Raw genomic sequence first — 17,832 nt, 5'->3', positions numbered from 1 at the left:
GGGAGGTTTATTTGCAATTTGACTACATCATTATCGGGGCCGGCTCTGCCGGCAACGTACTGGCTACACGACTGACTGAAGATCCGAACACCTCCGTCCTGCTGCTTGAGGCGGGCGGGCCGGACTACCGCTTTGATTTCCGCACCCAGATGCCCGCCGCGCTGGCCTTCCCGCTCCAGGGCAAGCGCTACAACTGGGCGTATGAAACTGAGCCAGAGCCTTTCATGAACAACCGCCGCATGGAGTGCGGACGCGGAAAAGGGCTGGGCGGCTCGTCGCTGATCAACGGCATGTGCTACGTGCGCGGCAACGCGATGGATCTGGACAACTGGGCGAAAGAACCGGGTCTGGAGCACTGGAGCTACCTCAACTGTCTGCCCTACTACCGCAAGGCGGAGACCCGCGACGTGGGGCCGAACGACTACCACGGCGGCGACGGTCCGGTGAGCGTCACCACCTCTAAGCCGGGCGTGAACCCGCTGTTTGAAGCAATGGTGGAAGCAGGCGTGCAGGCGGGCTATCCGCGCACCGATGATCTCAACGGCTACCAGCAGGAAGGCTTTGGCCCGATGGACCGCACGGTCACGCCGCAGGGCCGACGCGCCAGCACCGCGCGCGGCTATCTGGACCAGGCAAAACCGCGTCCTAACCTGACCATCCGCACCCACGCCATGACCGATCACATTATTTTTGACGGCAAGCGCGCGGCGGGCGTTGAGTGGCTGGAAGGCGAAAGCACCATTCCGTCAAAAGCGACGGCGAATAAAGAAGTTCTCCTGTGCGCAGGCGCCATTGCGTCTCCGCAGATCCTCCAGCGTTCCGGCGTGGGCAACGCTGAGCTGCTGAAGCAGTTCGATATCCCGCTGGTGCATGATTTACCCGGCGTGGGGGAAAACTTGCAGGATCACCTGGAGATGTACCTCCAGTATGAATGTAAGGAGCCGGTTTCCCTCTACCCTGCCCTGCAATGGTGGAACCAGCCGAAGATTGGCGCGGAGTGGCTGTTTGGCGGCACCGGCGTAGGTGCGAGCAACCACTTCGAAGCGGGCGGGTTTATCCGCAGCCGCGAGGAGTTCGCGTGGCCGAACATTCAGTACCACTTCCTGCCGGTAGCGATTAACTACAACGGCTCGAACGCGGTGAAGGAACACGGCTTCCAGTGCCACGTCGGCTCCATGCGCTCCCCGAGCCGCGGGCACGTGCGCATTACATCTCGCGATCCGCACCAGCATCCGGCGATCCTGTTTAACTATATGTCCCACGAGCAGGACTGGCAGGAGTTCCGCGACGCGATCCGCATCACCCGCGAGATCATGCACCAGCCGGCGCTGGACAAATACCGCGGTCGTGAAATCAGCCCGGGCGTCGAATGCCAGACCGACGAACAGCTGGACGAGTTCGTGCGTAACCATGCTGAAACCGCCTTCCATCCGTGCGGCACCTGCAAAATGGGCTATGACGAGATGGCGGTGGTTGACGGTGAAGGCCGCGTTCACGGGCTGGAAGGATTACGCGTGGTGGATGCGTCGATCATGCCGCAGATTATTACCGGCAACCTGAACGCCACCACGATTATGATCGGTGAGAAAATTGCTGATGCCATTCGCGGGCGCGAGCCGCTGGCGAAGAGCACGGCGGCGTATTACGTGGCGAATGGCGCGCCGGTTCGCCGATAAGACATTCCCCCTCTCCCCGCCAGGGCGAGGGGGACAGAATTTACCCTTCTGGCATCGCTGAAGAGTGGTGCGATGAAATTTTCCACGCTTTTCCATCCCACGCGTAGGTGAAGGTATAACGTGCGGTCACGGACGTTTTATCGGCAAAGGTAAACGTGTAGGTCCCTGTATCAATCGCTTTATTGCAGCCGAGACGAATGGTGCGGCTATCAATTTTCCCAAACGGCTTCTTCTTCAGAAAATCCTGGAAGTAATCCACGCGCTCCTGATCGGTCAGCCGGACCTGATTGGATATGGTCGGCAGTAAAACCGCATCGCTCAGGTAATTCTCCGCGACCTTATGGGCATCCCCAGTCTGGAGTGAGGCATTCCATTTATCAAAAAGCGCTTCAATTTGCTGATTATCCGCTTTTACGCAGTCAGGCGCGCTCGCGGCAAAAGCAGAAGTTGAGGCAACACCGAGAAGTACGGTAAGAGAAACGAACGTTTTCATAAACCATTTTCCTTATGTGGTTTTTTCCTGTGAAGCGCACTATCCCGATTATCCCGCTGCGTGACAATATCCATTACTTATTATTACGTTTTTTACAGAACGACAAATTAGGTCAAATTATATCCAATCGAGTGACCGTCCTCTGAGTGTTCCCCTCAGCCCTTCTCCGGCTGCCATCCTTCAGGCCAGAGAAGGTGCGCTGGCTCACACAAATTAAACAATTGGTTTAATTTACAACTTGTTGTTGATAATATTTTTCCCCCCACCTAGGAAACCGGAGTATCTAAAAACAGGCATCTGAATGAATACCTATCTTTTTCTTTTATTATCAATCGCATCTGAAGTCATTGCGACGACGGCATTAAAACTATCCGACAGCTTCACCCGGTTGTGGCCCTCCGTCATCACGGTGATGTTTTACATCATTGCGTTCTGGTCATTAACCTTCCCCATGAGAACAATCCCAACGGGAATTATTTATGCGGTGTGGTCAGGGGCCGGGATCGTACTGATTAGCCTGGCAGGATGGATTATTTATGATCAAAAGCTGGATATGGCGGCCCTGACAGGAATAGGCCTTATTATTGCCGGCGTGATGGTGATAAATCTGTTTTCGAATTCAACAGGGCACTGAGCGGCAGCTTTATCCCGTCAGGTATCACGTCGCCCGGTACACTTTATGATCAAAAATCTTTTAATCTGCTTCGTTGTGTTTCTCTTTCTGGTGTTAACGCTTGAAATTCTTTATATCGAAAAGCGTCATGTTAATTTTTTTCGCGATGGGGTAAGAAGCGTCGAGGAGGTGCTGTCTCTCTGGGATGAGCATTAATCAGACTCTCCCTATATCCTTCGCCTGCATCAACACCGTGAAGACGTTTTTGTGAAAATTTCAACGTAACGTTTTATTAATGTAAATTATTGCCGATATATTTGACAGAAGAATTAGTCGATGCATATCGGCGTTAATCCGATGGATAGGCAATATCTATTATGTACTCTTTACGGAGGTAGCTAAACTGCCTTCAAAGAGTATAAAATTTGTTAAAAAGGTAAATGAGTGGAAACAACAAAATTATGGATTTCGTTAGGGACTATTGTCAGCCCTATTACTGGAACGTTTTTCACTAAAATAGTTACACAACATAATCATAAATATCTGCTCTGGTATAATGGCGACTATCTTATCAAGCCCGGAGATAACATTAAGGTTAGTAACAAAGGCTTTGTTATTTCCGGGCAACTACGTTCGGTGAACATTATTCAGATTGATAAATACAGCCCAACGCTCTGGCGGGTAATGCACAATATGTCCAGCTGTCCGGGAGACAGAGAACCTGAAAATCCGTATTGTACGACCACAACCCGCTGCATTTTCAAGTCCTGCCCTCACGGCAAAACGCGTCATACCCTTCAAAACCGCTGAGAATACGTTCCCCTGAGCCTCTTTCATCAGAGGCTTTTTTTTTACCTTAAATATTAATACCTTAATTGATCAGCGACCGCCTGACACGGCATAAAATCTGTGTGCTCTCAATACATTTATCAACTTTTTGTTGATAATTAAACACTATCAATATACTTTAAGGTCAGTGAGGTTTTAAGCACGACATCTGACCATGCCAAACATAAAGGAACAACGATGAAATCAGATTACGCCAAACAAATTGAACTGATTTCCGGGCCGCTGGAAGCGGCGATGGAAGCGCTTGCAGGTACGTTGTCGGCGAATCATGAGATAGTCCTGCACAACCTCACCATGCCAGATCAGTCCGTGGTAAAAATCATCAACGGGCACGTCAGCGGCAGACAAGCGGGTGACAATCTTTTGTCCGGCCCTGAAAAAGACAAAGGATTTGCCCTGCTGCTTAAAAACAGCAAGGACAGCACCCCGGTCACGGTAAAAAATTATAAAACCGTCACGGCATCCGGACGGATCCTGAGCAGCGCCTCGACAATTTACTACAGCGAGGAAGGCGTACCGTTGATGGCCTTTTGCATCAATATCGATACCTCTCCTTACGAGCAAATGCGCAAGTGCCTGGACGCGATTACGGGCAGCCCGCTTGCCGATTCAGACCCGCAGGATATGAACCTGGGCGGCATCATCGAGCAGTCAATCCAGGAAATCATCGATAAACATTCGGTCCCGGGCAAAAAGGTTCAGAAAGCGCAGCGGCTTAAAATAGTTGCTGAAATGCACGCGAAAGGCATTTTCAAAATGCGGGGTGGCGTCCAGCACGCGGCGCAGGCCCTGGGCGTGACGCGCTATACGGTTTATAACGATCTTGAGGTGATGGGTGAAAAATAACACTCCCCGGCGCATTCCGTTTTACCAGGTTGACGCCTTCTCTGACGGTCCCTTTACGGGCAATCCCGCGGCCGTCTGCCTGCTGGACGCCTGGCCGGACGCGCATGTTCTCCAGCGTATCGCTACGGAAAACAATCTTTCCGAGACCGCGTTTGTGGTTAAGCAGGACGACGGCTTCGCGCTTCGCTGGTTCACCCCTGCGGTGGAAGTGGATCTTTGCGGCCATGCGACGCTTGCCGCTGCGAGCGTTCTCTTGAGCCGTGACCACGCCTCTGAAAGCGTGCGTTTTTTCACCCGCAGCGGCGAGCTGAACGTCACCTCGGAGGGTGAGCAATACACGCTGGATTTCCCACAGGCGATCCCGTCCCGCATTACCGCTCCGGAAGGGTTGTTTGAGGCGCTAGGGCTGGAGGAAAACGCCGGAGAAACCTGGCAGGCGTCCGATCTCATCGTCGTCATTGATGATGAAGACAGGCTGGATGCGCTGAAGCCTGATTTTTCCGCGCTGGAAAGGTTTAACACGCGCGGCGTGGTGGTTACTGCCGCCTCACGCACCTTCGATTTTCGCTCCCGCTGGTTCGGCCCGCAGGTGGGAGTAAATGAAGATCCGGTGACGGGTTCTGCCCACACCTTTCTGGCACCGTTGTGGAGCGAAAAACTGTCGAAGAAGACGTTGCGCGCGCAACAGGGCGGAAGCCGTAAAGGCGAACTGATTTGCCATGTTAAGGACAACGGACGCGTCGAACTCTCAGGCAAAGCGTGCCTGATGATTGAAGGAACCTTTATTCTGTAAGCACACGGACGTGCTGCGTAAACCCGGGTGAAAGGGTTCAGTCGGGTTACTGCTGCGAATTATCATAAACGCTTCATATTTTATTAAATAGCGTGAGGTCTGTTAATGACGCCTTACGCTTAACCTGGCGCTCGGGAAAAATAAATAACGCGGTCATTACGCAGGTATATTATCCTGAACTGCTTTTTTGCTGTTTATTTGTCACTGGCACGCTATTACTGGCGTGGTCACGGCTTAAGAGAACGCTCGCAGGCTAAATGAGAGAAAATCATGTCAACGAAACCAGATGAAAGATCTAAAGCGGCCGTTACGCCCCTTGAACGTCGCGTTGTTATTGTGACGCTCCTGTTTATGGTTTTGATATATACAGTGTTACTGATATCTCCCTTTTTTATGAGGTGAATGTCAGTAACCTTATTCGGCCACGGTGGTCTTTTTAATTACAGGCATTAAGATGAAAAATTTAGCAGCAGTAATGAGTCTGGCACTGATGACCCTGACGGTTACAGGGTGCTCCAGCGACTACGTATTACAAAAGAAAAATGGCGAAATGATTATTACCCACGGAAAGCCGGAAGTCGATGATGACAACGGTTTAATTACCTATGAGGACGTTGCGGGCAATGAACATGCTATCAACCGCGATCAAATTATCCAGATGATCGAGAAATAACGTTCGTGGGCAGAGCAGCCGCATTGCGCTCTGCCCGCGATACCGTTCTAACGAAATGCCTCTAGCCGCTTAATCTGATGCCCTTGCGCATCAAAATTCTCTGCTGCCAGCCACGCGCGCAGCGCCGCGTCCCTCTGCGGCCATTCGCCGTCAATAATAGAGAGCATGTCGCTGTCGCGGTTACGCCCCTTACGCACCAGCTTCTGGCGCAGACGTCCTTCCCAGACAAACCCCAGCCGCTCCGCCGCGTTGCGTGAGGCGGTGTTCATCGAATCGCACTTCCACTCCAGCCGACGGTATTTATGCTCGAAGGCATTTTTCAGCAGCAGCCACACCGCTTCGGTGCCAATGCGGGTGCCTTTCATTCTGCGCGACCAGGTCACATGGCCGATCTCCACCGAGCCCTGGAACCGCTCTATCGCCATGTAGCAGACCAGCCCCACGGCGCGCTCGGTGCGCAAATCAATCACGGCATAGGGCACCAGATCGTCATCCAGCACTTTGCCGAGCACCCAGTGCGCGGTGGCTTCCACGCTCATGGGCTGGCTGCTGGCAAGCCACGTCCAGTCGCTGTCGTCGCCCAGGGCATACGCTTCATACAGATCCGCGGAATGGCGATCGGCATCGAGCGGCTCCAGACGACAATACTGACCAACGAGCGCGGTGCGGGCCAGCGCGCGGGCGCATTTCCAGTCCGGGACGATATCGTTAACGGTTTGACCATGTTGATTGATTTCGGGCACGGCAATGACTCCCTGAAAGGTAAGGAGTGTGTTATAGCAGGTTAAAAAGCGGACGAAAAGAGAGGAAATGCAGGCCGGGTAACGTGGAACCGCCACCCGGCATAAGATTACTTCAGCAGTTTTACCGTGGCGTCGATGTCGATTTCATCTTCGGTAAAGATCATCGTCGTGTTCTGGAAGGTGGTGATCGCCAGCTTCTTCACTGTACGCATTTCGCCCGGCTTCTTGTCGGATTTTGGTTTGATGCTGTTCATCAGCAGCCCCACCGAGAGCACTGCATTCTCTTTGTCGATTTTGGTCTCAACGGGCTCTTCCTCGCTGAATACCACGAAGGACTTGATCGAGGTGAGCTTCACGCGCTCGCCCGCAATATAGAGATGCTTGCTCTCCGGGATCACCTTCACCGCATACGCGGAAAGACCTTTGGTGTTGGTGGTTGGCTCGAAGGTCACCGCCGCATCTTTTTTAATCAGATCAGGGTTGGCGACCTTAATCACATGAAAATAGCGGTTGTCGCCGTTTTCATCTTTGATAAATCCAAAGCCTTTATCTTTAAACCACGTTGTGATTGTACCGTTCATCGCTGTTACCGCCTGTCAGATCTCAAGACTAAAGTTTTGCAGCGCGCAGTGTAATCCACAATGGCTGAGGAGACAAAAAAAAGCCCCTGCACGTGAGCAGGGGAAAGTTCATGTCAGAGCTTATCGTTATTTTTTAGTTAAACACCATCCCGCCATCTATCAGCAGGGACTGGCCGGTCATGTAGTCGGAGTCTGGCCCCGCAAGGTAAGAGACGCACGCGGCCACGTCTTCCGGCTCGGACAAACGGCCAAGCGTGATGCGTTTGGCAAAGGTTTCCGTCCCGTAGCCGAGCGGTTTACCCGCCGCCTCGGAGACCTGACGGTCAATTTCCGCCCACATCGGCGTTTTAACGATGCCCGGGCAGTAGGCGTTAACGGTGATCCCTAGCGGGGCGAGATCCCGCGCGGCCGTCTGGGTCAGGCCGCGTACCGCGAACTTGCTTGAACTGTATACCGCCAGTTCCGGGTTACCGGTATGCCCCGCCTGGGAGCAGGCGTTGATGATTTTGCCGCCGTGCCCCTCTTTGCGAAACGCGTCAATCGCGGCCTGAATGCCCCAGATCACCCCTTTCACGTTGATGTTGTAGACTTTGTCGACAATCTCCGGGGTGATGGATTCGATGGGGGTAGACGGCGCAACCCCGGCGTTATTGACGATGACGTTGAAGCCGCCCAGCTCGGTGCGGGCTTTCTCCACGGCAGCAAACACCTGCTCGCGGTCAGAGACGTCGACCTTCACGGCGACGGCCTTCCCGCCGCTGCGGGTGATTTCATCGGCAACCGCTTTCGCCGTCGCTTCGTTGTAATCGGCGATAGCGACGGCAAAGCCATCCTTCACCAGACGAAGCGCGATCGCTTTGCCAATCCCCTGGCCGGAGCCGGTTACGAGAGCCACTTTTTGCATTTCTCTGTCCTTATGTTGATTCACAAAATCTGGCTGAGATGGAGCTGGCCCATCAGCAGCGGGTTATCGCTGTAGTCGACGGGAATGGCCACCACGGCCGGGCCGTCGACATCCATTGCCGCACGCAGCGTCGGTTCGAGCGCGTCGGCGCTCTCGACGGCAAAACCTTTTGCGCCGAACGCGTCGGCATAGGCTTTGAAGTCGACCGGGCCGAACTCCACGCCGGAAAGACGCTGGTATTTTTTCTCTTCCTGGATCGCCACCATGTTGTAAGCGTTATCCACCCAGATGATGTGCAGCACGTTGGCGTTGAGGCGCACGGCGGTTTCCAGCTCCATGCTCGACTGCAAAAAGCCGCCGTCGCCGGAGACCGACACCACCTTGCGCCCCGGGTTGACCAGCCACGCACCAATCGCCCACGGCAGCGCCACGCCCATGGTCTGCTGACCGTTGGAGATCATCACCTGACGCGCGCGGAAGCTGTAGAGGTAGCGGGCGATCCAGATATGGAAGCTGCCCATATCGACGGTGAGCGTCACGTCGTTGTTCACGATGTCCTGCATGGCGCGCACGATGCGCAGCGGATGCAGGGCAAACTGGTTAAGCGATGCGCCGCGGCGGTCGAGAAGGTCCCGCTGATGCTGGCGATCGACCAGAATTTCCGAGGCGCGCTGGCTCAGTTCAAGCTTGTGCTCAATGCGGCTGGCGAGCAGGTTCAGCGTGGCGGCGATATCCCCCACCAGCTCCAGATCGGGAACATACCTGCGCTCCTCATAGGCGGGCAGCACGTCGATGTGCACGAGTGTGGCGTCGCCGCTGTTCCACATAGAAGGCTCGTACTCCACCGGGCTGTAGCCGATGCAGATAATCAGATCCGCCAGATGCAGCAGACGGTCGCCCGCCTGATTGTTAAACAGGCCGACGCGCCCGGCGAAGCGGGTGAAGTGTTCCTGATTGACCGCCCCGGCGGCCTGGTAGGTGCTGGTGACCGGAATACGGCTTTTCTCCAGCAGCTTGCGCAGCGCGGCGCTGTTGGCGGGCTGGCTGGCCATCAGGCCGAGTAAGATGACCGGGTTTTTGGCCTTTTCGATAAGCTTCGCCACGTTGTTAATGGCGGATTCCGGTGCCGGGCCCATCAGCGCGGGACCGCTGGCGGGCAGGATCGCCCCCGTGGTGGGCTGGTCGACAATATCCTGCGGCAGGCTGACAAACGCCCCGCCCGGCCTGCCGTGCTCGGCGGCGCGAAACGCGTTGGACACCACCTCGGCAATCGCGTCCGGGGAGTTCACTTCTACGGCGTATTTCGTCACCGGGCTGAACATCGCGACGGTGTCCATGCTCTGATGCACCAGCTTGGCTTTATCCGCCCGCTTCACCGCCCCGCCCAGCGCTACCACCGGGTCGCCTTCGCTGTTGGCGGTGGCGATGCCGGTGATCAGGTTCGAACAGCCCGGCCCGGAGGTGACCAGCGCCACCCCGGCTTTGCCGGTCAGCCGCCCTACCGCCGCCGCCATAAACGCGGCGTTGGCCTCGTGGCGTACGGGAATGATCTCGATGGAGGAGTCCAGCAGGGAGTCAAAAACCTTGTCGATTTTCGCCCCCGGTATCCCGAACACCTGCTTCACGCCCTGCGCTTCCAGCTGGCCGACAACCATATCGGCGCCGTGCGCCCACTGACGTGACTGTTTCTCACTGTTCACGGTAGTTCTCCTGTTAGTTTTCGACGGCGCGGATAGCCGCATCAAGGTTGCTGGGGTGCAGGTTGGCCTGTAAAAACGCGCTGTCGGCAGGCAGGTCAATCATCAGCTTGTGAATTTCACCGAAGGTGAGCACGCCGCTCTCCAGCTGATAGTCGAGCAGATGGCCGCCGCCCTGTCGGTCGTCGGTGATGAAGTGTTCGTGATAGCCCGCCACGTTTATCCCCTGCATATGCTGCGGGGTACGGAACCCCACCAGCACGCCCTCGCGCTGGTTAAAGCGGAACACCGGCTGGTCGTCCAGCACGTCGGTCATCGCCCGGTACGGCGGCGTCTGGCGCGGAACGGTGCGGGTGTGGGCATGGCGGAAGTTGCCGTCAATGCGCAGCGCGCAGAACAGGTTATCGGAGGGGATCTGCTGGTCGATCACGTCGTGGATCTGCTGACGGCTGACCGGCCCGTCGAAGGTTTTGCGGTACTGGGGCTGGAACCAGGTCATCACCGCGAACGGCGTTTTCTGCTCCGGCTTCGCGGCGCGGGCGCTGCCGTCGGCGCGCAGCTGGTACACCTGGCTGCTGAAGGCAATCATTTCGCCGTCCAGCTCGTTAAAGGTGCCGAGGCCAAAATCGCCGTGTGCCAGCAGGTCGGCGATAGTGGTCTCCCCTTCGTACACGCCGCTTAGCAGGGCGCTCATTAGCGATGTCTGATAGATCACGCTGTCAGGATGTTGAGCCGAGAACCCGCGCAGGGTCTCGCATAAACTCGCCTCACAGTCGCATGCAGATGAATGCATCATCATGCTGGTCCTCTTCAACTTTATTTATAAAGGTTAAATAAATGTTGACCCGATTCAGCAGAGAGTTCCAATATAGAATCCATGCTGGTTTGAGACGTTTTTGATATGGAACTTCGTTATCTGCGCTATTTTGTCGCGGTAGCACGCGAGCGACACTTCACCAGGGCGGCCAACGCGCTGGGTATTTCACAGCCTCCTCTGAGCCAGCAGATCAAACGGCTTGAGGAGGAAGTGGGCACGCCGCTGTTCAGGCGCCTGACGCGGGGCGTGGAGCTGACCGAAGCGGGAGAAGCCTTCTATGAGGACGCCTGTAAGATCCTGGCGCTGAGCGACGCCGCGCTGGAAAAAGCCCGGGGCATCGCGCGCGGGTTGAACGGCAGCCTGTCGATTGGCATTACCAGTTCGGATGCCTTTCATCCCAAGATCTTCGCCCTGATCCGCCAGTTTCAGGTGCAGAACATGGCGGTGCAGGTTCATCAGGTGGAAGCCAATATGTCGTCGCTGACCACGATGCTGGCGGAGGGTGAGCTGGATATCGCCTTTGTGCGCCTGCCGTGCGAAAGCAGCAAGGTGTTCGAATTAAAAATCCTCGACCGGGAGCCCATGGTGGTGGCGCTGCATCGCGATCATCCCCTGGCGACGTGCGGCGATCTGGCGCTGGAGGAACTTCGAGATACGCCGGTGGTGCTGTTCCCGCAGGAGGTCGCGCCGGGGCTGTACGACCGCGTTTACGGCAGCTGTGAGCGGGCCGGAATCGATATGCAGCACATGCTGCAATCTTCACAACTTTCTTCTTCCCTGAGCATGGTCTCCGCCGGCGGCGGGTTCGCGCTGGTGCCGAAATCCATGGCCGCTATTTCGCCGCCGAATGTCACCTACCATGCGCTGCGCTCGCCGGAGCTTTATACCGATATCGCGCTCTGCTGGCGGCGCTTTGAACGTTCGCGGACGGTGAAGCGGTTTCTGGCGATGATGAGCGAGGGGTAGCTACGGTGCGTCTGTGCCCGGCGGCGCTGCGCTTGCGCGGGCCTACGGTTCGTGTCGCTGTTGGGGCTTTGGATTTTGTAGGCCGGGTCAGGCGTAGCCGCCACCCGGCAATGCCGTTCTGGAAGCCGCCTCGCAAACCTGCAAGCAACCTTATGTAATTCAGGGGTATCCCCTTTCCTTCCTTTTTTCACCGCCGTAAAGTGCCTGCGTTGCGGCACATCCGTAACCGGGCGTAGGAACCCGCATAACATGACACGGCAATTATTTTTGTCGCGACAGCGCTCATCCCGTTAAAATACGGTCGCGCTGGCGGAGCAACCGAAAGGTTGGCCGTTAGTCATGTGCGGTATTCCTACCTCCGTCAGCGCAACCACCCATGAGCGTAGGAACTTATGTGGTGGTCTGGAGTACGTTTTAAAAGGAAAATCACATGACAACTATCCCTTCCCTGTCTTATGCACTTTCTGAAGAAAGTGCTGTTCATCACCTTCTCCACCTGCAACTGCCTGAGTCTGCGGATCTCTTTGAACTGGCTGACGCCTGCACTGCGTATGTGAGCGTGCTGGTTGAAACGGACGACGCGGTGACTTTTGCCACCCTTTGCGAGCGACTGCTGGCTGCGCTGAAACGGCTGCGCAAGAGTTGTGACTCAGAACTTCCGCCGTATTTGGTTGAACGGCTCATTGCGGGGGAAAAGATCCCCTCCTGCGTGCCGGAATGCTGGCAAGAAACGGCGCTACAGGTGGATTATGCCGTGGCGTTAACGCTGGCGATAATGGGCGGGACGTTGCCTGCGAGCGTGGCGAAAGAACTTACCGGGCTGTTGCATGATATGGTCTGGCTGCTGGCGGAGTTTGTAAAAGAGCCTTATATAACGGCGCACTGAGGCGGGTGATGGGAGGCCGGGGTTCTGCTGGGTAAAAAGCAGGACTTTGGCCTTACTCAAAGTACAGAGTTGTTTGTTGAATGTCCGTTAAGAGCGAGGAGCGGACGCTCGCATCTTTCCCAACACACAGAGGGCTTAACGAACACCTAGGAGTACTTGTCAACTGAGAAAAATTCAGATTAGCTACGTAAGTTTCAGCGTAAAAATTGGGCACTATAAAAGTGCCCAAACTGTAGAAAAATACATAATGCTATGTATCTGAGCCAAACATAGAGCGCCGCCTTGTTATTTTATAATAAGTGGGATTTTCATCATCCACCTCAAAATCAGAGAAGAAATGGTTATCTCGTAATGCTGTTAATAAAATTTGATTAGTTGTATCAACTTCAATTTTAGGTTTGCCTCGCCCCAAAATTTTACTGAACTCCGATAAACCAAGCAGATCAAGATACTCTTTGCAAGTCGTCTTACTCAAATCCTTACCCGGCAGCAAAGCGATTAGCAGTGCTATTTTATTCTGCATATTCAGTCCCTCTGCGACAAACAGATCTTTTAGTAACAGCTCAGCAACATCATCAGGGTTTGCTATCAATGTCGATATATCCTGTATTGCTCTGATCAGAATGAGTGACTGAGTAGAGGTTCCCCAATTTTTATAAGATGACGTCAAACTTAATAATTCGTCTGAATTAAAATTATTCTCTAAAATATAATCATTAACGACCGGAGGGTATTTTTTATCATGAATAGTCAATGGTACTTTAATCAATTCGAGTAACTTAATTTTTAAATCATCATCAACTTTCCAAGAAAGAATTGATATGGCTTCATCTAAGACAAAATTATCAATTGTCATTAACTCAACGTAGATTTGGATATTTTTCTTAATGTAGTAGGAGTTTTGTTCAGGATAATTGTCTCGTATGAAATCAAGTGAACTAAGACTCATACGAATAATGTTCTTATCCACTAATATTTTAAATTTATCACCAGCAATATTAGCAGTGCCAAAGGAGGTCGGATAAATCCTATTTAGCGAGCAAATTAATTCATCATATTTATTATTTGATAAATCATTACAGACAATAATCGATCTAAATAATTTAATTCTCTGCTCGTCTTCAAGGTCAATTTTTTTAAAATCAAGCTCGGTATCAGTTCTATTGATAAATTCGATAAGTGAACCATCCAGTCCATCAACATGTTCAAAGTAAGAAACAATATTACCCTCAGAGCAAATTGCTCTATCTTTATCCAACAAAGATGACCATAAGGATTCGCTCTCAACCTCACTCAGAGAGGTCACGAAAGTTTGCAAAGAGTTTATATACTGCCCTTTTTGTTCATCAGTTATTTCCTCATTATTAAGAACGGATAAAACAATGGCTTCATCATCCACGATTGATCCATCACAACTAGATAAAACCATATCCAGATAGTCACTAATATGGTTATTAACATAACTAGCCAAGGGGGAATCAGGCTGTGACATAACTAGGGTATAGTTCTTATGGCGAATATCATCTTCACTGTTAAATGTGTAAACCTTACTCAGCATTAAGGTCAGGTTGGCAAAATTAATATCATAAAGTGAATGCTGATAAACCGCATCAAAGAGTACTTTATTTGCGCTTTCGAATTTAATACTGACAAATGAGACATTAAGTAACTTAAAACCACTGATTAACTTGTCAACCTTCGGTTCTGATATTGCTAAATAATCCGACGAGTCAGAAAGGTAATCAGTCAGACAATCATCAATGTTAATAGCCTCAATGGCGTTACTGGCAGAATAATAAAGTGTGCCTATAGAGTAGCGTTTAACCCAATCAGCAGAAAATTCACTATCGGTCAGCGCATAAGAAAAGAATTCAGGCCACTGCGTATTTAATCGATTGATGAAGCCTGACTGAGCCCTCTCAGTTTCAAAGTAGCTACGAATAAACTCAACTCTTCTATCTTTTCTTAGTTGTTTGAATAAACGTTCTATTAAGTTTACTTGGGCTGGCGTTTGAAGCAGATAAGCTAATAGATCAAAATTAAGCGCCTCTTCCTTTTCAAAATCCACTTCTCGAAGGCGGGTAACGACCAGTTTGGGGTTCTTGAGTTGATAAGTGAAATCTTTGCCTTTTTGATCGGTAATGCTGCGTAAAAACATCTTATCATTTCGACTCAGGCTATTTTCATAAAAATAGGTCATATAGTCGGTATAGGTTTCATCAATATATCCATCACGAATAAGGTATTTAAGCAAGTCAAAATACTCACTACTTTTTATTTCATTAAAATCTCTTTTTTCTCCAATTTCATTGGTGTAGGTGAGCTTAAATATTTCATCAATGTTTTCTCTTGTTATTATTTCTTTAAGTCTTTTATTCCTAGAGTCAACCAAACTATCTCTTGATTTTGATATAAGTTCATTGATTTCTTCTATTTTTCCATTGGTTTTATTTTCAACACTTTCCCTTCTAGCCGCTCTTCTCTTTTCTATATCAGCTTTCTCAGCCTGATTATAGTAATGATGACTGTTATATTTAGACAATTCCTTATCATATATAGCATCAACCTCTTGGCTAGAATTGAGCATTTCATTCTTGATTACCTCAATCTCCTTTTTTCTATCGCTAATGTATTTTTCTATATCTTTTATCTCTTTTATAATAAGATTATCCCGTTCACTAAATATGGAATAAACCATACCTTGATTAAGTTGTAACTCACTAAAATCTCGTGGGAATATATTTTTATAGGCAATAATGGCCAACATTTTATTACAGTCAAGTTCTGTTGTATTTAATTTATTGTAATAAATTTGAAATTCATTATAAATGTTCTTCAATATTCTCATATCATCAATATACAGAGACATCCCTTGTAGGAATCTTTCATTGAACAATTTGAGAATACCACCATTATTAAAATGTGAGATAAACTGATCGTAAGAGTTAGAACTATCAACAACAGGAATAACTGGAATGATATAATCAAAGAATTTGGTTCTATCCTTTGAAATGAAGATATCATCACGAAGCAAGTAAATAAAACGTAACGACGATTTCTTGTGCCCTGCCAGGGTTCGTTGAATATTAACCAGTCTATTCACTTCATGAAGACGTTCAAAGATATGATTGCTATTAAAACGATCCATGTCTTCAAAAATAATGGCATCAGCATTAACATTCTCGAAAAGGTATAATACTTCATTTAAATACCGATCAAAATAAGACTCTTCGCTCTCTTCGAAAATCTCTATTTCATTGCCTTGTAAATTTATTTTTTTAAGGACGTTGCGATTTTTTTGGGTTTTTATTAATTTATAAATAAAGATGCAAGAAAGGATTGTAGCTATAAAACCGCTAATTAATAAAGAATCGTGTCTAGTAGAGAATGTTAGTAGTGTCTTTGCAACTCCATCAGATAAAAGTGAAACAAAGTCACCCCATTTATTAAAAAGAGTAATATGCAGTGCCGTGGCGATAAATAATACCGTGAAGATAGTATTCATCACAATGCTGCTCGTTTTTACTTTTTTCTTTACTTTAAAATGCGTTTGGGGGATATCTTCAGCATTAATTTGGTGAATTAACTGGTTAAGAATTTTACCTTCTAACGCGGTTTCACTCATGACTCTACCGGGTTCATTAGTTTCAGCTTCCTCCGTCGCTCTGAAATGGGCAAGTGAAATATGAACAAACTTTATATTCGAATGACTTTTCTTATAGGACTCTACAAGACTACTTTTTCCTGCACTATATTGTCCTGATATAGCAACATTTTTTAAATCGTCATTGGCAAAAACAAAATCTATCGCATTTTTATATATACCCAGCTCAACATCGCTTATCGGTGTTAGCTTTTGAAATTTATAGCTGTCATCACTCATTGATATCCCTTCCCCATCTTCACCGAGAGACCTACTTCTCGCAGTTAATCAAACAAAATCATACCTATAAAAGTTAGCGTTATTATACCAGAAACAACGCTAAAGATTAGCTAAAGCCAGTTTATTTCCTTCAGCTATCCCTCTGATTTTACTCTATTGTTAGCACAGATTATGCCTGAAAGCCTTGTTCGTAAAGAGCGCGATCGTAAGTCATGTAAAACATGACTTTGCAATTAGGAGCCACTAAAAACAGAGCTGAACCGTGACAGGCTCAACAGAAATCTCAGAGTTCAACAATAGGGCAGTATTGTCTGCCAGAGTGGGGGGCCAATATCGAAATTACATGCGACGACAACGACTGTTTTGGCACAGAGCGGACATTCATATTCATCTCCCTTCCTCTCTATCGGCCCGCCGCCACTGTCAGGTATGAATGCGTTTATCACCTTGTTTAGAAAAGCGATGGGCAGCACGGCCGCCCATTACTTTGCCGAACGGAAAAACAGCGGCCGTTAACCCGGCCCCTCGCTCCCCGCCGCCAGCAGCGGCACCACCACGTCGCTGATGGGCACCGCAATGCCGTGTTTGCGGCCGCAGCGCTGGATGACGCCGTTACGGATATCCCACTCCATCGGGCGATCCGCCTGACGGTCAGCGAGAATCGACGTACCCAAATCCACGGGCGCGCGTTGAAAGTTCGCCAGGATCTCCTGCGCCACGTCATCGTTCAGCTTCGCCCCTTCAGCGCGGGCGACGGTCAGCCCTTCGCGCAGGTAGGCCAGCGCCAGCTCGCTGACATCCTCTCGCCTGAACATCCCGGCGCGGCGGTTGGCCAGCACCATAAGCCCGGCGACCGCGTTTTGCAGCAGTTTGCGCCAGGCGACGGTGGGGAAATCTTCCGAGAGCTCAACCGCGCAGCGCGTATCACGAAGCGCTTCGACCACCCGCTGCGCCTGGGGCACGTCCGGCAGCGTCAGGCGCGGTTTGGCGCGCAGCCAGACGGAAGCATCCGGCTCGCGCTGGGCCGGGAGCCAGACCACCGACGGCAGCACCGCAGCGCCATTGACCAAAGGCGCAAGCTGGGCCTTTGCTCCACGCCGTTTTGTAGCGCGCAGACCACGGTATTTTCATCGCACAGGGCGCGCAGCCACCTGGCGCTGTCGGCATTTTGCGTCGTTTTTACCGCGACGAAAACGAGATCAACCGGGCGCGTGATAACGGTCGGATCGGTGAGTACCGGACCTGGCACCACAATTTCACCCTCATCGTGACGCAGGCGCAATTCCGGATGCGCGGTGCGTCCGCACAATAGCGGCGTGCGGCCAGCATCATGCAATACCGCGGCAATGGTGGTGCCAATCGCACCGGGACCAATCAGCGCAATCGATGGATAGTCAGACATAAGTCACTCC

General features: G+C 51.1%; 16 protein-coding genes and 2 pseudogenes. 10 read left to right on the top strand and 8 right to left on the bottom strand.

The features are described from left to right. The first annotated feature begins 11 nt into the window (after positions 1-11). A complete protein-coding gene (betA, locus tag E0L16_RS01270; RefSeq protein ID WP_131636135.1) occupies positions 12-1,676 on the top strand; it encodes a choline dehydrogenase in 1,665 nt (554 codons plus the stop codon). Positions 1,677-1,716: 40 nt separating this feature from the next. On the opposite strand, the gene E0L16_RS01265 is transcribed toward betA, so the two are convergent. Beyond that, the gene (locus E0L16_RS01265; RefSeq protein ID WP_063866013.1) at positions 1,717-2,169 is read right to left on the bottom strand and encodes an SgcJ/EcaC family oxidoreductase; all 453 of its coding nucleotides are present in this window, start codon (positions 2,167-2,169) and stop codon (positions 1,717-1,719) included. Positions 2,170-2,470: 301 nt separating this feature from the next. On the opposite strand from E0L16_RS01265, the gene E0L16_RS01260 reads away from it, so the two are divergent. From E0L16_RS01260 to E0L16_RS01240, 5 genes are all read left to right on the top strand, one after another. Next, entirely contained in the window at positions 2,471-2,803 is a 333-nt protein-coding gene (locus E0L16_RS01260; protein ID WP_131636134.1) for an SMR family transporter, read from the top strand. Positions 2,804-3,226: 423 nt separating this feature from the next. Continuing rightward, the gene (locus tag E0L16_RS01255; RefSeq protein ID WP_131636133.1) at positions 3,227-3,592 is read left to right on the top strand and encodes a hypothetical protein; all 366 of its coding nucleotides are present in this window, start codon (positions 3,227-3,229) and stop codon (positions 3,590-3,592) included. 216 nt (positions 3,593-3,808) lie between these two features. Then, positions 3,809-4,477, top strand: coding sequence for a helix-turn-helix transcriptional regulator (locus E0L16_RS01250; protein ID WP_107534875.1), 669 nt, complete (start codon positions 3,809-3,811; stop codon positions 4,475-4,477). Beyond that, positions 4,467-5,270, top strand: a complete 804-nt coding sequence (locus tag E0L16_RS01245) for a PhzF family phenazine biosynthesis protein (protein WP_131636132.1) — start codon at positions 4,467-4,469, stop codon at positions 5,268-5,270. Before E0L16_RS01250 ends, E0L16_RS01245 begins: the two co-directional genes overlap by 11 nt. Positions 5,271-5,724: 454 nt before the next feature. Beyond that, positions 5,725-5,943: a YgdI/YgdR family lipoprotein gene (locus E0L16_RS01240; protein ID WP_107534873.1), complete on the top strand. Its 219-nt coding sequence runs from the start codon at positions 5,725-5,727 to the stop codon at positions 5,941-5,943. Between the two features lie 47 nt (positions 5,944-5,990). Here E0L16_RS01240 and E0L16_RS01235 read toward each other — a convergent pair whose 3' ends face one another. From E0L16_RS01235 to budA, 5 genes are all read right to left on the bottom strand, one after another. After that, on the bottom strand, positions 5,991-6,686 hold the full coding sequence (locus E0L16_RS01235) for a GNAT family N-acetyltransferase (protein ID WP_107534872.1): 696 nt from the start codon (positions 6,684-6,686) through the stop codon (positions 5,991-5,993). 107 nt (positions 6,687-6,793) lie between these two features. Beyond that, complete coding sequence (locus E0L16_RS01230; RefSeq protein ID WP_045260739.1) at positions 6,794-7,267, bottom strand: cold-shock protein; 474 nt, start codon at positions 7,265-7,267, stop codon at positions 6,794-6,796. Between the two features lie 133 nt (positions 7,268-7,400). Continuing rightward, complete coding sequence (locus E0L16_RS01225) at positions 7,401-8,171, bottom strand: (S)-acetoin forming diacetyl reductase (protein ID WP_131636131.1); 771 nt, start codon at positions 8,169-8,171, stop codon at positions 7,401-7,403. A 20-nt stretch (positions 8,172-8,191) separates the two neighbouring features. Then, positions 8,192-9,913, bottom strand: coding sequence for an acetolactate synthase AlsS (gene alsS / locus E0L16_RS01220; RefSeq protein WP_427854514.1), 1,722 nt, complete (start codon positions 9,911-9,913; stop codon positions 8,192-8,194). Then, entirely contained in the window at positions 9,885-10,664 is a 780-nt protein-coding gene (gene budA, locus E0L16_RS01215) for an acetolactate decarboxylase (protein ID WP_028012263.1), read from the bottom strand. Before budA ends, alsS begins: the two co-directional genes overlap by 29 nt. A gap of 105 nt (positions 10,665-10,769) precedes the next feature. Here budA and E0L16_RS01210 point away from each other — a divergent pair, with 105 nt between their 5' ends. The 3 genes from E0L16_RS01210 (at position 10,770) to E0L16_RS01200 (ending at position 12,537) form a co-directional block, all read left to right on the top strand. Continuing rightward, positions 10,770-11,651, top strand: a complete 882-nt coding sequence (locus tag E0L16_RS01210; protein ID WP_107534868.1) for a LysR family transcriptional regulator — start codon at positions 10,770-10,772, stop codon at positions 11,649-11,651. Positions 11,652-11,957: 306 nt separating this feature from the next. Next, positions 11,958-12,119, top strand: a complete 162-nt coding sequence (locus E0L16_RS22275) for a hypothetical protein (protein WP_131636254.1) — start codon at positions 11,958-11,960, stop codon at positions 12,117-12,119. Next, a complete protein-coding gene (locus E0L16_RS01200; protein WP_131636129.1) occupies positions 12,082-12,537 on the top strand; it encodes a hypothetical protein in 456 nt (151 codons plus the stop codon). The genes E0L16_RS22275 and E0L16_RS01200 overlap by 38 nt, the downstream gene beginning before the upstream one ends. Positions 12,538-12,787: 250 nt before the next feature. Here E0L16_RS01200 and E0L16_RS01195 read toward each other — a convergent pair whose 3' ends face one another. Then, complete coding sequence (locus E0L16_RS01195; RefSeq protein WP_131636128.1) at positions 12,788-16,420, bottom strand: YobI family P-loop NTPase; 3,633 nt, start codon at positions 16,418-16,420, stop codon at positions 12,788-12,790. Positions 16,421-16,849: 429 nt separating this feature from the next. Here E0L16_RS01195 and E0L16_RS22145 point away from each other — a divergent pair. Next, positions 16,850-16,936: pseudogene (locus E0L16_RS22145) on the top strand (AraC family transcriptional regulator); the annotation flags it as partial. Here E0L16_RS22145 and E0L16_RS01185 read toward each other — a convergent pair. Further along, positions 16,933-17,822, bottom strand: a pseudogene (locus tag E0L16_RS01185) (oxidoreductase). The pseudogenes E0L16_RS22145 and E0L16_RS01185 overlap by 4 nt on opposite strands. Between the last annotated feature and the right edge of the window lie 10 nt (positions 17,823-17,832).

This window comes from Enterobacter quasihormaechei (assembly GCF_004331385.1).
GTDB lineage: Bacteria > Pseudomonadota > Gammaproteobacteria > Enterobacterales > Enterobacteriaceae > Enterobacter > Enterobacter quasihormaechei.
Note: the sequence above shows the minus strand (reverse complement) of the source record. Positions and strands in the feature narration are given on the sequence as shown.

What these genes read in the sequence shown, in the direction of transcription:
- E0L16_RS01265 (WP_063866013.1), bottom strand. Translation starts at nt 2,169, where the DNA reads ATGAAAACGTTCGTTTCTCTTACCGTACTTCTCGGTGTTGCCTCAACT.
- E0L16_RS01260 (WP_131636134.1), top strand. Translation starts at nt 2,471, where the DNA reads ATGAATACCTATCTTTTTCTTTTATTATCAATCGCATCTGAAGTCATT.
- E0L16_RS01250 (WP_107534875.1), top strand. Translation starts at nt 3,809, where the DNA reads ATGAAATCAGATTACGCCAAACAAATTGAACTGATTTCCGGGCCGCTG.
- E0L16_RS01240 (WP_107534873.1), top strand. Translation starts at nt 5,725, where the DNA reads ATGAAAAATTTAGCAGCAGTAATGAGTCTGGCACTGATGACCCTGACG.
- E0L16_RS01230 (WP_045260739.1), bottom strand. Translation starts at nt 7,267, where the DNA reads ATGAACGGTACAATCACAACGTGGTTTAAAGATAAAGGCTTTGGATTT.
- E0L16_RS01225 (WP_131636131.1), bottom strand. Translation starts at nt 8,171, where the DNA reads ATGCAAAAAGTGGCTCTCGTAACCGGCTCCGGCCAGGGGATTGGCAAA.
- alsS (WP_427854514.1), bottom strand. Translation starts at nt 9,913, where the DNA reads ATGCGGCTATCCGCGCCGTCGAAAACTAACAGGAGAACTACCGTGAAC.
- budA (WP_028012263.1), bottom strand. Translation starts at nt 10,664, where the DNA reads ATGATGCATTCATCTGCATGCGACTGTGAGGCGAGTTTATGCGAGACC.
- E0L16_RS01210 (WP_107534868.1), top strand. Translation starts at nt 10,770, where the DNA reads ATGGAACTTCGTTATCTGCGCTATTTTGTCGCGGTAGCACGCGAGCGA.
- E0L16_RS01200 (WP_131636129.1), top strand. Translation starts at nt 12,082, where the DNA reads ATGACAACTATCCCTTCCCTGTCTTATGCACTTTCTGAAGAAAGTGCT.
- E0L16_RS01195 (WP_131636128.1), bottom strand. Translation starts at nt 16,420, where the DNA reads ATGAGTGATGACAGCTATAAATTTCAAAAGCTAACACCGATAAGCGAT.